At 36.9% G+C, this 14,114-nt stretch carries 16 protein-coding genes, 1 tRNA gene and 2 pseudogenes; 6 read left to right on the plus strand and 13 right to left on the minus strand.

Annotation, left to right across the window (positions count from 1 at the left end; all coding sequences use genetic code 11):
* Positions 1–116, plus strand: a pseudogene (locus L1967_RS21130) (IS5 family transposase); the annotation flags it as partial.
* On the opposite strand, the gene L1967_RS21135 reads toward L1967_RS21130, so the two are convergent.
* Positions 109–1,473, minus strand: a complete 1,365-nt coding sequence (locus L1967_RS21135) for an alanine/glycine:cation symporter family protein (RefSeq protein WP_249603488.1) — start codon at positions 1,471–1,473, stop codon at positions 109–111. The pseudogene L1967_RS21130 and the gene L1967_RS21135 sit on opposite strands and share 8 nt — an antisense overlap.
* A gap of 321 nt (positions 1,474–1,794) precedes the next feature.
* Positions 1,795–3,384 (minus strand): peptide chain release factor 3, encoded by a 1,590-nt coding sequence (locus L1967_RS21140; RefSeq protein ID WP_249603489.1) that lies wholly within the window; start codon positions 3,382–3,384, stop codon positions 1,795–1,797.
* Between the two features lie 162 nt (positions 3,385–3,546).
* Between L1967_RS21140 and idi the strand changes: the two genes are divergently transcribed.
* From idi to L1967_RS21160, 4 genes are all read left to right on the plus strand, one after another.
* Positions 3,547–4,062 (plus strand): isopentenyl-diphosphate Delta-isomerase, encoded by a 516-nt coding sequence (idi, locus tag L1967_RS21145; RefSeq protein ID WP_249603502.1) that lies wholly within the window; start codon positions 3,547–3,549, stop codon positions 4,060–4,062.
* A complete protein-coding gene (locus L1967_RS21150) occupies positions 4,062–4,472 on the plus strand; it encodes a 6-pyruvoyl trahydropterin synthase family protein (protein ID WP_249603490.1) in 411 nt (136 codons plus the stop codon). The genes idi and L1967_RS21150 overlap by 1 nt, the downstream gene beginning before the upstream one ends.
* Positions 4,473–4,557: 85 nt before the next feature.
* Positions 4,558–4,824, plus strand: a complete 267-nt coding sequence (locus tag L1967_RS21155) for a hypothetical protein (protein ID WP_249603491.1) — start codon at positions 4,558–4,560, stop codon at positions 4,822–4,824.
* Positions 4,825–4,837: 13 nt separating this feature from the next.
* Positions 4,838–4,911 (plus strand) — tRNA-Thr (locus L1967_RS21160).
* Between the two features lie 118 nt (positions 4,912–5,029).
* Here L1967_RS21160 and mqo read toward each other — a convergent pair.
* The 8 genes from mqo to L1967_RS21200 form a co-directional block, all read right to left on the minus strand.
* On the minus strand, positions 5,030–6,538 hold the full coding sequence (mqo, locus tag L1967_RS21165) for a malate dehydrogenase (quinone) (protein ID WP_249603492.1): 1,509 nt from the start codon (positions 6,536–6,538) through the stop codon (positions 5,030–5,032).
* A 141-nt stretch (positions 6,539–6,679) separates the two neighbouring features.
* Positions 6,680–7,429 (minus strand): DUF4369 domain-containing protein, encoded by a 750-nt coding sequence (locus L1967_RS21170; RefSeq protein ID WP_249603493.1) that lies wholly within the window; start codon positions 7,427–7,429, stop codon positions 6,680–6,682.
* A gap of 148 nt (positions 7,430–7,577) precedes the next feature.
* Positions 7,578–8,843: a DUF819 family protein gene (locus L1967_RS21175; protein WP_249603494.1), complete on the minus strand. Its 1,266-nt coding sequence runs from the start codon at positions 8,841–8,843 to the stop codon at positions 7,578–7,580.
* Positions 8,844–8,910: 67 nt separating this feature from the next.
* On the minus strand, positions 8,911–9,726 hold the full coding sequence (locus L1967_RS21180) for an HAD family hydrolase (RefSeq protein ID WP_249603495.1): 816 nt from the start codon (positions 9,724–9,726) through the stop codon (positions 8,911–8,913).
* Complete coding sequence (locus tag L1967_RS21185) at positions 9,726–9,896, minus strand: type II toxin-antitoxin system antitoxin (protein ID WP_013070673.1); 171 nt, start codon at positions 9,894–9,896, stop codon at positions 9,726–9,728. The genes L1967_RS21180 and L1967_RS21185 overlap by 1 nt, the downstream gene beginning before the upstream one ends.
* A 3-nt stretch (positions 9,897–9,899) precedes the next feature.
* On the minus strand, positions 9,900–10,802 hold the full coding sequence (locus L1967_RS21190; protein ID WP_249603496.1) for an alpha/beta fold hydrolase: 903 nt from the start codon (positions 10,800–10,802) through the stop codon (positions 9,900–9,902).
* Positions 10,799–11,281 carry a hypothetical protein gene (locus L1967_RS21195; protein ID WP_249603497.1) on the minus strand — a complete coding sequence of 161 codons (483 nt, stop codon included), beginning with the start codon at positions 11,279–11,281 and terminating at the stop codon, positions 10,799–10,801. Before L1967_RS21195 ends, L1967_RS21190 begins: the two co-directional genes overlap by 4 nt.
* A gap of 2 nt (positions 11,282–11,283) precedes the next feature.
* Positions 11,284–12,144 carry an SPFH domain-containing protein gene (locus L1967_RS21200; protein WP_249603498.1) on the minus strand — a complete coding sequence of 287 codons (861 nt, stop codon included), beginning with the start codon at positions 12,142–12,144 and terminating at the stop codon, positions 11,284–11,286.
* A 125-nt stretch (positions 12,145–12,269) separates the two neighbouring features.
* On the opposite strand from L1967_RS21200, the gene L1967_RS21205 reads away from it, so the two are divergent.
* A complete protein-coding gene (locus tag L1967_RS21205) occupies positions 12,270–13,052 on the plus strand; it encodes a S1/P1 nuclease (RefSeq protein WP_249603499.1) in 783 nt (260 codons plus the stop codon).
* Here L1967_RS21205 and L1967_RS21210 read toward each other — a convergent pair.
* From L1967_RS21210 to L1967_RS21220, 3 genes and pseudogenes are all read right to left on the minus strand, one after another.
* Complete coding sequence (locus tag L1967_RS21210) at positions 13,049–13,627, minus strand: alpha-ketoglutarate-dependent dioxygenase AlkB family protein (RefSeq protein WP_249603500.1); 579 nt, start codon at positions 13,625–13,627, stop codon at positions 13,049–13,051. The genes L1967_RS21205 and L1967_RS21210 overlap by 4 nt on opposite strands.
* A 1-nt stretch (position 13,628) precedes the next feature.
* Positions 13,629–13,988 (minus strand): DoxX family protein, encoded by a 360-nt coding sequence (locus tag L1967_RS21215; RefSeq protein WP_249603501.1) that lies wholly within the window; start codon positions 13,986–13,988, stop codon positions 13,629–13,631.
* Between the two features lie 9 nt (positions 13,989–13,997).
* A pseudogene (locus L1967_RS21220) lies at positions 13,998–14,114 on the minus strand (IS5 family transposase); the annotation flags it as partial.

A 14,114-nucleotide genomic window follows, 5' to 3' on the forward strand; every position in this document is an offset into this window, starting at 1 on the left:
ATCGATCCTTACTCAACAGGTTCGATACCACCACAAGTAGCTGGAAAGGATTTAATTATCTCGCTTTTATGGCTATTGCACTAAAAAAATTCTATAAACCTCAAAAGTTTAGATGACCTCAAAGTATAATTTAGCCTGTTTCATTACTCTAGGAGCCAATATTAGAGTGGAGATCATGGTGGGTATCGCCATAAGCGCAAAGAATCCATCAATTAAATTCAGAATAATGCTTTGATCAGTAGTTGCGCCAAGCATAATACTGATAATGTAAAAATAATTATACCAGTGTTTGTACTTTGCCCCAATTAAGAATGAAAGGCATTTGGTGCCATAATAAGAATAAGAAAACAGCGACGAAATACTAAAAGCAGCGATGCAAATTAGCAATAAATAAGGCCCAAATACCGGGATAGAATCTCCAAAAGCTTTAGCCGTTAAGGCAACTCCGCTGGCTTCACTGGTTTGCCAAACACCGGTAACCAAAATGGTAAGTGCGGTAAGGGTACAAACCACCAACGTATCGATAGCAGGCCCAAGCATTGCTACCAATCCTTCGCGAATAGGCTGCGAGGTTTTGCTGGCACCATGCGCCATCGTAGCAGTCCCAATACCGGCCTCGTTAGAAAATGCCCCTCGACGAATTCCCAGTAGAATTAATCCACCTAAAAGTCCGCCAAAAAGCGGATCTCCTTTGTAGTTATTTGCAGCGAATGCATCGGTGAAAATTAAAGAAAGATACTTCGGAAGTTGTTCAAAATTAATAGCTAAAATTGCTACTACCGATAGAAAGTACAGGACAACCATTGCCGGAACCAATTTGGAAACCGTACGGCTTATTCGGTATAAACCACCTAATACTACAATAGACGTAATGATGGTTAAAACGACACCGATAGAAAAGTTAGAGACGTTTCCCGTGGCAATGCCATTGGGTTCCAATAAAATTGAATTGATAGCTTTGGTAAGTTGATTTACATTAAAAACAGGTAGTGCTCCAATCAACCCCGCTACACTAAAAAGTATAGCCAGAAATTTCCAATTTCGGCCTAAGCCTTCCACTATAAAATACATCACACCACCCTGAATTTTCCCTTCAGTATCTTTACCGCGATACATTACCGCCAGGGTATTGGTGAAAAATTTAGTTCCCATTCCTACAATGGCACTCACCCAAAGCCAAAAAACGGCGCCAGGGCCACCAACAGCAATCGCTACCGCAACACCGGCAATATTGCCCATTCCCACGGTACTGCTTAAGGCTGTAGCTAAAGCCTGAAAATGACTAATTTCTCCAGGATCATTGGGATCATCGTATTTTCCCCTTAAAAGGTCTATAGAATGACCCAAATATCGAAAAGGAAGAAATTTAGAATAGATCAATAAAAATATACCGCCCCCAATAAGAAGAATTACTAAAGGTAATCCCCAAACCGCAGAGGCAAAATCAGCGACAAAATTGTCGATATTTTCCATAATTCAGCTTTATGTCGAAAATATAGTAAATAAACAGCTATTCTTAATTGTTTCTGGCTAAGTTTCGTACATATTCAATTTGATTTTTTTCGAATATCCGAAAGACTAATAATAGGTGAAGTCACCCTGAACCTGCCCGTCCGGCAGGCGGGCTTGATTCAGGGGTCTCATCCTTAAAGTGCTGTTTTTTAAAATCTATATGAGATTTCGGATAATTCCGATAGCTATCGGAACGGAATGACAAAATCACAATTATTACTAATACCGGATAATCAATTTAATTAAGTATAAATCCCGAAGGGAAAAAAACATCAGTGATGCTTAAAATTCCGAAGTAAAATGAAACTTAATTGATGGATATTTTTGTTGCGTCATTTGTAATGAGAACTGAGAATCAGCTAAAAATACCAATTGTCCCTGCTTGTCTTTTGCCAAGAATTTCGCTTTTACCCGTTTGAAATCTTTAAATTCCTCGCTTTTTTCATCTTCAGCTTCTACCCAGGTAGCTTTAAAGACATTCAGGTTTTCGTAAGTACACTTAGCACCATATTCGTGCTCCAAACGATATTGAATCACTTCAAACTGTAGCGCTCCTACCGTTCCTATAACTTTACGACCGTTAAACTCTAAAGTAAATAGCTGAGCTACACCTTCGTCCATCAACTGGTCTATACCTTTTTCTAATTGCTTAGATTTCATAGGATCGGCGTTGTTGATATATCTAAAATGCTCTGGTGAGAAACTTGGGATTCCGCGGTAATTTAAAGTTTCACCTTCCGTAAGGGTATCTCCAATTTTAAAATTCCCGGTGTCGTGAAGTCCCACGATATCGCCGGCATAAGAGGTGTCTACAATTTCTTTCTTTTCAGCAAAAAAAGCGTTGGGGCTAGAGAATTTCAGGTTTTTGTTGTGACGAACGTGCAGGTAATTCTTATTTCTTTCAAATTTTCCCGAAACTATTTTCACAAAAGCAAGTCGGTCACGGTGTTTAGGATCCATATTGGCATGGATTTTAAAAACAAAACCAGTAAATTTATCTTCGGCAGGTTCTACAACACGGGTATCACTTTCTTTTGGTCTTGGTGGCGGAGCGATTTCGATAAAACAATCTAAGAGCTCTCGTACGCCAAAATTATTTAACGCCGAACCAAAAAATACGGGTTGTAAACGGCCTTCCAGATAAGCGTTATTATCAAATTCGGGATAAACACCTTGGGCAAGTTCTAACTCATCTCTAAGAGTATCAGCGGCTTTATTGCCTATAAGATCATCTAATTCCGAAGAACTTAGATCAGAAATTTCAACAGTATCTTCAATATCTTTTCTTGGGTCACCAGTAAAAAGGTTTACGTTTTTCTCCCAAATATTGTAGATTCCTTTAAAATCGTATCCCATTCCAATTGGGTAAGAAAGCGGAGTTACCTTAAGATTTAATTTCTGTTCAATTTCATCTAAAAGTTCAAAGGCATCTTTCCCTTCACGATCCAGTTTATTGATAAAAACAATCATTGGGATATTACGCATACGGCAAACTTCTACGAGTTTCTCTGTCTGTTCCTCAACCCCTTTTGCCACGTCGATCACTACAATCACACTATCAACTGCGGTTAAGGTTCTAAAAGTATCTTCAGCGAAATCTTTGTGACCCGGCGTATCCAGAATGTTGATTTTAATATCCTTATACTCGAACGCCAAAACCGAAGTTGCTACAGAAATCCCACGCTGGCGCTCGATTTCCATAAAGTCACTGGTTGCTCCTTTCTTAATCTTGTTTGATTTTACGGCCCCTGCTTCCTGAATTGCACCCCCGAAAAGAAGGAGTTTTTCAGTCAATGTGGTCTTACCCGCATCTGGGTGAGAAATGATACCAAATGTTCTTCTACGTCGTAATTCTTTCTGAAAAGTTTTCATCTACCGATATTTGAGGCGCAAAAATACTATTATTTTAAGGAATTTTAAACATGCGTTGTAGGTTCTATTTAAAGCTGATTGACTAATATTGAATTTTGGCTGTAAAAACATACGTTTTTAAGATAAGTACGATTTTGTACATTTGGAGCTCTAAATTTTATGATGGGAACAGATCAGGTAATATTAGTGAACGAACAAGACGAGCAAATTGGCTTGATGGAAAAAATTGAAGCACACGAAAAAGCATTGCTACATCGTGCATTTTCGGTTTTTGTATTTAATAAAAAAGGGGAGCTTATGCTGCAACAGCGTGCGCTTACCAAGTATCATACGCCCGGATTGTGGACCAACACCTGCTGTAGCCATCAACGGGAAGGGGAAACGAATGTAGAAGCCGGTAAACGCCGATTATTGGAAGAAATGGGGTTTACTACAGATTTAAAAGATACGATTTCATTTATTTATAAAGCTCCTTTTGAAAATGGATTGACTGAGCATGAATACGATCACATTCTGGTAGGGCAATATGATGAAGATCCAAAGCCTAATCCAGAGGAAGTGAATGCATGGAAATGGGTGAGTTTAGAACAAGTGAAGGAAGATATGAAAAGGAATCCAGAGGTGTATACCGAGTGGTTTAAGATCATATTCGATAAATATTATAATCATATTTCGTAATGCGGTTAACTGTACATAGAAAAGCTCATTTTAATGCTGCACACCGACTTTTTAAAAAAGAGTGGAGCGACGAGAAAAATTTTGAGGTTTTTGGGAAATGCAGTAACCCAAATTATCATGGGCATAATTATGAGCTTACCGTATCGGTAACTGGCGAGGTAGATCCTGAAACGGGTTTCGTTATGGACCTTAAGCGTTTAAAAGATTTGATTTATACCGAAGTAGAAACGCCTTTTGATCATAAAAACCTGAATGTTGAGGTTGAAGAATTTAAAAGCCTAAATCCAACGGCAGAAAATATTGCAGTGGTAATCTGGAAAAAGTTGCGTGACAAGTTAAGAGAGAATCTGGATTTACAGGTAACACTATACGAAACTCCTAGAAACTTTGTGACCTATAAAGGAGAATAAAAAAGTAGGAGCGATGAAAAATTTTTCTGAAAAAATGTTTTTATATTCAGAAAATGATTTAAATTCGCAGCCGAAATTATAAACTATGGCAAGTAAAAGATTATTGAAGAGAGATGTGAATAATGTATTTGGTGACATCATCGAAGCTGCATACATTCACCAGGAAGCGAATCCAGAAGAGGATAAAGCGAAGACAGAAGCTATAGTTGACGAAGCTATTGCAGATTTTGACGAATTAATCGTTAAGATCAATCAGAAAGATGTAGAGAATAAATCTCAGCATTTTAAAGCAATAGAAAAAGAACTGGAAGCGAAAGCTCAAAAGCTTATTGAAAAAGTAAACGCTCTTTAATACAAAGAGTAATGCCGATGTAGCTCAGCTGGCTAGAGCAGCTGATTTGTAATCAGCAGGTCGTGGGTTCGAGTCCCTCCATCGGCTCTCAATAAAAAACTCCTTAGGTTGTGAGATCTAAGGAGTTTTTTGTTTTTATATACTTTACGAGTGTAAGATTAGAAATTCTAAGTCTAATATCTAAATACTCACATCTCACATCTATTTAATGCAATACATCCAGCTCCAATAACTCCGATGTTTTTTGCTGAATTTCTTTAAATTCCTCTTTATTTTCTTCGGTAATTTTTCGGTTCCAAAAAGGGATCATTTCATCCAGTTTTGCGCTTATGGTTGGTTCTTTTAATTTCTCCGGAAATGCGATTTTTAAAACATCGATCATAATGTGAACCGCGGTTGACGCACCAGGCGACGCACCTAGAAGTGCCGTAATCTTACCGTCTTTAGAATGAACAACATCGGTCCCAAATTCAAGCGTTCCGCCTTGTTCTTCATCTTTTTTGATGATCTGTACACGTTGCCCGGCCACTTTTAGTTCCCATTCGTTGGATTTTGCATCTTTCACGAATGTTCTTAGCTCGTTCATGCGATCTTCGTGATCCATTTTAATCTGTTCCAACAAATACTTGGTAAGCGGAATGTTATGCCAAAATACACCCCACATTGATGGAATGTTATCAAACCTTAAGGATTTAGGTAAGTCCAGATAAGAGCCTTCTTTTAAAAATTTTGTGCTAAAACCTGCAAAAGGGCCAAATAATAATTGCTTTTTCCCATTAATAAAACGACTATCCAGATGCGGAGTAGACATAGGTGGTGCATCAGGGCCGGCTTTGCTGTAAACCTTGGCATGATGTTTCTCTATAACTTCTTGATTCTTACAAAATAACCATTGCCCACTAACCGGGAAACCGCCATAGCCTTCTTTTTCTTCAATTTCTACTTTTTGGAGTAGGGGAAGGGCGCCACCGCCTGCACCAATAAAAACATGCTCACTATCGTAATAGGTTTTATAACCTGTTTTGTTATATTTTACTTCTACAAGCCAGTCATTTTTACCATCAGGGTCGATATCCAGAACTTCATGATCTAACAACACAGGAACTTTAAATTCCTCTTCCAGAATTCTAAAAAATTGTTCGGTTAAATTCCCAAAATTAACTCCTGTTCCCAATTCCATTCTGGTTGCGGCCATAGGTTCTTTTGGATTGCGATCTTTCATGATTAACGGAAACCATTTTTCGAGTTCTTCGGGCTTTTCAGAAAATTTCATTGCTGAAAACATAAAGCTTTTGGTCATTTCAGCATGTCTTTTTTTAAGAAAGTCCACGTTATCCTGCCCGGTTACCCAACTATGATGAGGTAAGGAATGGATAAAGCTTTTAGGCGTTTTTAGCATCTTTTTTTCTAATAAATACGACCAGAATTGCTTAGATTGTTCGTATTGCTGAAATATTTGTTGGGCTTTGGAAATATCGATACTGCCGTCTTTTTGTTGCGGGGTATAATTGAGTTCGCAAAAAGCGGAATGTCCTGTGCCGGAGTTGTTCCAGGCTTCTGTACTTTCCTGAGCTACTTTTTTAAGACGTTCAAAAATAATAATGTTGGCATTGGGATCGATAATTTTGGTCATTAGTGCTAAAGTAGCACTCATAATACCCCCGCCTATACATATTAAATCGTATTTTTCTTTGGGATTTGGTTTTGCAGTCATGTACACCTTTTTCCCAAAATTAAAGAAAAGGATCGTGATGCTGTACTAAGGATCTCTTAAAGGTTAAAGTTGATAATCATTAGATTATAGGTCAAAAAAAAGCCGCTAAATGCGGCTTTAAGTTTATGTTTAATTGAAAAATTAAGAATTAGTTTCTTCGTTATCGGCTTCTATTTTTTCTTCTAACTTCTCCTCTTTTCTTCGTTCTTTAAGAAAGCTTTTTAGTTGCTTACCATATTTCGATTTCTGTACGTTCTTTTCTAAAGAATTGTAAATGGTATCCAGATATTTAATATTGGCATCAAACACTTCAGATAATGCTAAATAAGGTGCTAGTTCCAAGTCTTTGTTGTTTATGGCAAAGTTTACGGTATAAAGATATTTTCTTTTTAAAAGGCGCTCGTAACGATCGTCCAATTCAAGTAGTTTTTCTTCGTCTTCTGCTTTTTGCGCTTCAAAGTTTTGTTTAATAATATCAAGGTTACTATCATTAAAACGACTCATCATTTTACGATATTCCATTAATTTCTCCTGGTTTTTTGAGCCGGTTATTTTGGCATCGGTCTCAAACTTTTCTAAAGAAGTAGTGATTTTTGTTTCGCCTTCATCTGCAAAAAAATCCAGACGATCATCAAATTCAGAATTATCAACTTTATTTAAATATAGATACATCATCTGCGGGCTATCGATATTTGCCTGCAAAAGGAAATTAGAATCACCGTTGATCTTTACAGAATCTACGTTTACCAAAGAAGTATCTTCTATCATCTGAAGATAAAGCGTACCTTTTTTAAGTCCTTTAATGTTCCCCGAAACCTTAAGGTTAGTTTCTTTTTGCGAACAGGCAATAATAGAAAGAACTGTAAGTAAAAGTAAGCTAATTTTTTTCATTGTATCGTATTGGTTTTTAAGCAGCGCAAATATCTTATAATTTTCTATTTTTTTAATCAAATTTGAATATTTAAAATTAGAATTTTTTAATGTTGATATTTAGCAATGCTGAAGTTTACTTTTTCTGAAAATTTCTCTATTAGTTTACTTAGCTTCCCGAAGCAAGTTGCATTAAGATAGTACACAATATTGCACCGTAGGTTCCTACCACATAACCAAATACCGCTAACAATACACCAACAGTGGCTAATGAAGGATGAAAAGCTGCTGCAACCACCGGAGCCGATGCGGCACCACCCACGTTTGCCTGGCTTCCCACCGCAAGGAAAAAATAAGGTGCTTTTATCAATTTAGCGGTTACTAGTAAAATAATAACATGGATGGCCATCCATACCAGGCCAATTGCTATTAAGCCCGGATTATCGAATACAGCACCCAAATCCATTTTCATTCCTATGGTAGCTACCAAAATGTAAATAAAAATACTCCCTATTTTACTGGCTCCGGCACCTTCATATTGCTTGAATTTTGTAAAAGAAAGCCCAATCCCAATGGCAGTAGCAATGGTGATCATCCAGAAAAACTCTGATGAAAATGAAGCGAGAGAACTTTTCTTATCCTGAAAAACATCAAAAGTACTTACCAGAAAACTCGAAATTTCATCAGCACCAAAATGCGCAATTCCTACGGCACCAAACGCCAAAGCAAGTATAATGATAAAATCGGGTAAAGTGGGAATACGTTTTACACTTTCTGAATAGGCTGAAACTTTATCTTTTAATTGGGTTATGGCCGAATTATCTGCCTGAAGCCATTTATCGATACGGTCGCTTTTTCCAACCCCTAAAAGAACAATAGCCATCCAAAGGTTCGCCACCACAATATCGACCAATACCATCCCGCCATATTTTTCGGGATTATACTGGTAAATTTCTAACATGGCTGCCTGGTTCGCACCACCGCCAATCCAACTGCCGGCCAGCGTAGATAAACCACGCCAGGTAGCATCAAATCCTGCACCGCCAACGGTATCTGGAGAAAAAATAGAAATGAGTAAAATTGCGATTGGTCCGCCAATGACAATGCCGACGGTAGCCGCAAAAAACATAATTAGCGCTTTTGGCCCTAAATTGAAAATTGCTTTTAAATCGATACTTAAGGTCATTAAAACTAGCGAAGCAGGTAGCAAATACCTACTGGCTACAAAATAGAGGTTAGAAACCGAAACATCTATTAAGCCTAGGGAATTTAAAATAGCCGGTATAAGGTAGCACATTAAAACACCGGGGACAATTTTATAGAATTTGGCCCAAAATCCCGTTTTGATTGATGAGGTATAAAAAACAAAGCCCAGAGAAATCATTAGCAATCCAAAAACGACTGCATCGTTTGTAAAAACCGGCATATCTTCCATGAAAATCAGATTTGCAGGCAAAATACAAATTATATTCTACCTGCCTAATTTTAGTTTGTTTTGGGATTTATAATGAAAATAATTTCTGAAGACTTTGCGCAACACCATCTTCTTTGCCATGACCGGTAATTTGGATAGCCACATCTTTTACTTCTTGGCGGGCGTTAGAAACGGCAATACCCATTCCTACACCACCAACCATTTCGATATCATTATAATTGTCTCCAAAAGCGATCGTCTCTTCTGTAGAAATTTTAAAGTGATATTCGAGCAAATATTGAATTGCAGAGAATTTTGAAATTTCTTTGTTGGCGATTTCAAGATAGTTTTTATTAGACCGGTAAAAGTGTAAATCTTCGCTGTAGTTTTCAGATAAAAACTCACTGATTTTATCTATTTTTTCTTTGTCGCCCATCGCCATAATTTTATGTGGTGCTTTATGTTCTATAGTCCATTTTTCAATCACTTCAGCATTTGGTTTTACCTGTGGTGCCACTTTGGTATTGTTTTCTTCACGCTCCGCCCAAAAATCAATTTTAGGAACATACCATTCATTATGGTGATATAAACTTAGATGAACATTTAAATCTTTTTCAGTATTAAAATTATGGATTGCTTTTAGCTTATCCATAGGGATTTCTACAGAGCTAATGGGTTGGTCGTTCACTAAAACCAGTCCGCCATTATAAGCGATTATGGGTAATTCCCTAATATCCAGTTCTTCCTGCAAGTGATACATAGCCTGTGGCATTCTTGCCGAAATTAGTACTACAGGAACCTGCTTTTTTACTTCTTTTATTGTTTTAATGGTAAGTGGGGAAAGTTCTCTTTCTTTATTTAAAAGGGTGCCGTCGATGTCTGAAAAGACAATTTTATACTTCATTAGTTTTCTTTGTTTTTATTTTTAGGATGTCTGCTAGCCTCTTTTAAACATTTGCTAAGCATCCACTCGATCTGCCCATTGGTACTTCGAAATTCATCTGAAGCCCATTTCTCAACAGCTTTTAGCATGTCTTCATCTACCCGTAATGCAAATGCTTTTTTCTTGCTCATATTCTATAATTCCTGAATGAATTTTGTTAACGCAGGAACCAACTCTGGATGCAAAACTAATTCTCCCTCTTCATTCTTCCTTTTTTCCACTTCAGATTTTAAAATATGGGTCATGTTCTCCAAAAGTAATAATTCGGCATCACTTACCACAGCTTTTAATTCTTCGGCATCTTTAGGGCTTATTTGCACATCTTTAGTTCCGGTTACAATTAAAATGGGAATATCCAGTTTTTTGATTTCTTCTTTAGGATCGTATTGATCCCAGGTTTTTAAAAATTGAAGTAAAGATGGCCTAAATATGCCTGTTAAAAAGGGTTCTATTTGTTTTATGGTATCGGTCTCCTGAAGTTCCTTAAATTTTGCTCTTGTAGTTTCCTCCAGCTCCGGTGATTTTTTACTAAGTTGTGCTGCGATTTTTTCGCTTATTTTATCTGCCGGCCCGGCAAGGGAAATAAATGCTGAAGCACGATTTTTAGCTGCGATCATTCCCACTAAAGAGCCCTGGCTATGGCCAATAATCACCACCTTTTTATAATTTAGCGAATCTTTTAAATAATTTGTAGCAGTAATAGCATCTTCAATAAAATCATCGAACGAAAGGTCGGCTTGGGTTAATTGCAGCTCCTGTAATCTTAAGAGCCTTCTATCGTACCTAAAACTGGCAATGTTATTTTTTGCTAAACCATGCGCCAGCATTTCTAAACAATGGTTGTTAAAGGCAGGACTGTTACCGTCACGATCGGCCGGGCCGGATCCAGGAATAATTAGTGCTGCGACATCTGTTTGTACATTAGGAAGACATAAAGTTCCGTGAACATATTTATTGAGCGCTAAATCTTTATCTTTAAACTGAGCGAAACAAAAATTAATACTGAAAATTGATACTATGAAAGCAAGTTTTTTCATTCTTCTGAATTATTAAAATATCGATTAATGATGCGATCTACTTTATGTGGTTGCTGAGTGCCGATTAAAAAGAATTTGCCTTCTTTCGTTTTTAACTGAATGCCTTGATCACCTTTAACATTATAAGCTTTATGCTGCCGGAAAACCCTAACTCCCCAACCTCCAAATTCACTAACCGGACGGTATTTTCTGGTATGAACAGTTTCCAGTTCTTCCCAATGAAGTGATTTTTTAGTAAACTTAAATGGGCTAAACCAAACCTGAATCCCAGATTTGTCGATTTTGGTATGCATTTTTACAAAAAAGATTCCAGCACATACAATTAAACCTAGGCTGGAGCTCACTAATTTACCTGTCGGAATATTTTCTGAAAGATCCTGAAGCCTTGCTAAATTTAAAAGAATACTAATTCCAGCAATTAGGCAGATTGCAATAACCCACCATTGTGTAAATTGTTGTTCTTCTTTAAATACTCTCATTATTAATGATTAAGTGTCCCGGCATTAACAACAGGAGAGGCATCTTTATCACCACAAAGAATCACCATTAGATTGCTCACCATAGCCGCGCGGCGTTCTTCATCTAAATGGACGATTTCTTTTTTGCCTAATTCGTCCAAAGCCATTTCTACCATACTTACGGCACCTTCTACAATTTTATGACGTGCGGCAACAATAGCCGTTGCCTGTTGTCTTTTTAGCATCGCGCTTGCAATTTCATTGGCATAGGCTAAATACCCAATACGTGCTTCTAAAACTTCAATCCCTGCGATTTCCAGACGTTCTTCCAGTTCTTTTTCAAGGGCATCACTTACCTCATTCATACTACTTCTAAGCGTAATATCTTCATCTAAACCTTCATCAGCAAAATTATCATAAGGATACATACTTGCCAGTTTTCTAACGGCGGCATCGGTTTGCACAATCACAAAATTTTCAAAATTATCAACATCAAAAGAAGCTTTGTACGTATCCCGAACACGCCAAACTAAAATGGTACTTATCATCACAGGATTTCCCAATTTATCGTTCACTTTTAATCGTTCACTATCAAAGTTTCTGGCGCGTAAAGAAATTTTCTTTTTAGTGTAAAAAGGATTCGTCCAAAAGAGTCCGTTTTTCTTTACGGTTCCACGATAGTCCCCAAATAAAAGGAGTACGCGAGATTCATTAGGGTTTACCAGGATAAAACCCGGGGCAAGAAAAAGGGCCAGTAAAATTCCAAGAATAAACCAAGCGATTTTTAATGCTATAAGCCCAAAAATGCTTCCGAAGAATAAAACAATAAAAAAGAATAGTATAAAATACCCATTTGAGGGTGATGAAGTTTTTTCCTGTGTCATGGTTAATTATTTTTAATTGATATTAAAATGATATCATAAATGTATTAAATTAAAAATAAAGGCCATCGATGTTTAACATTTAAATTACCTAAGCTTGGTTATATTTGCGCTAAAATTGATCTGGAATGAAAAGAATATTGATTGTAGTTGTGGCACTATTTATAAGTCAAATAAATTTTGCAAAAGAAGAAGAATGGGGAAAAACAGGGCATAGGACTACTGGTGAAATTGCACAGGCGCACCTTTCTAGAAGAGCCCAAAAAGCTATTGATAAATTACTAAATGGCCATAGTTTGGCATTTGTAGCCAATCATGGTGACGATATAAAAAGTGATCCTGCATATAGAAAGTATAGCCCATGGCATTATGTAAATATAGCTCCTGAGGCCACCGAATATGATCCTGAAAACGCTAGTGAAGATGGTGATTTGGTAACAGGGATCAGAAAATGTATAGCTGTTTTAGAAGATAAAAACTCCAGCAGAGAGGATAAGCAGTTTCATTTAAAAATGTTGGTTCATTTTGTTGGAGATTTGCATCAGCCTTTTCATGTAGGTCACGCGTCAGATTTGGGTGGAAATCGGGTAGATGTAAAATGGTTTGGAAAGAAAACCAATATCCATAGTGTTTGGGATAGTAAGATGATCGATTCTTACGAGATGAGTTATACTGAGCTTGCTGAAAATAGGGATGAATTAAGTAAACTTCAGGTAAAAGCCATTAAGGATGGCGATTTATTGGATTGGGTTTATGAAAGTAGAAATTTAGCAGAGAAACTTTATAAATCTGTAGAAAAAGATAATGATCTTGGCTATAAATACATGTACGAGTGGTTCCCTACTGTAAGGCAACAATTACAAAAAGGAGGCATCCGCCTGGCAAAAATCTTAAATGAGATTTATAATTAATCTATAATTTGCCTAAAGGTAAGATTGATCCTTGGAGCAACCTTCTTTTTTGTTTTTGGAAGCTGATGTTTCCAAAAATGCTGCGTTTCTCCTGTCATCATTAATAAACTACCGGGAGCTAAGACAAATTTTTGTTTTAGCTCTTTTTTTGTTTTATGCTGAAGATGAAACATACGTTCTGCGCCTAAACTTATGGAAGCAATTACGGGATTTTCACCTAATTCTTTTTCATCATCGCTATGCCAGCCCATGCTATCCTGCCCATCGCGATATAAATTAGCCAGACAAACATTAAATGTTGATTTTGTGGAATTTTCGAGCTTATTTTTTAGTTGATGGAGACTTTTAGGAAAAGGTGCGGGATTCATTTTGATGTTGGAGTAGGAATAGGATCTTTCACCAAAAAGATGTGTTAAACGTGGTTGCATCATTTCTTTCCCAAAGATTTTAATCGGTTCCTGGATCCAGGAGGTCTGGGTATAAAGTTCTAGAAAAAGATTTTTGGCAAAATCGGGTTCTAAAAAATCAGGATCGTAAATTAAATGTGCTTGTGGAAGATTAAATTCTTCTTTCATATTAATATTTCAAATAATACCATGCCCACCAAATTAACAAAAACTGTAGCGGAATACGTAAAATTAGAATCCACTTAGGTAAACCGGCTCCGGCTTCAGGAGAAGAAAGCATATAAAAATGAACACTAAAAAAGACCAAAAGCATGGCAATAATCCCATATATCGCATAATTTTTTGTTACAGAAAAGCAAACAGCTATGCCCAGTATAATTTCTGCTATTCCGCTTAAATAAACCATACTAAGATGGGCAGGAATGTATGGCGGCATTATTTTTACGTATATTTTTGGCTTTATAAAATGATTTATACCCGCAATGGTATACATAATTCCCATTAAATAAAGATGCCAGGGATATTTCATATATAGAGGTCATCTAAACTTTTGAGGTTTATAGAATTTTTTTAGTGCAATAGCCATAAAAGCGAGATAATTAAATCCTTTCCAGCTACTTGTGGTGGTATCGAACCTGTTGAGTAAGGATCGATA

It is taken from the genome of Zunongwangia pacifica (assembly GCF_023499215.1).
In the GTDB taxonomy this organism is placed as follows: domain Bacteria; phylum Bacteroidota; class Bacteroidia; order Flavobacteriales; family Flavobacteriaceae; genus Zunongwangia; species Zunongwangia pacifica.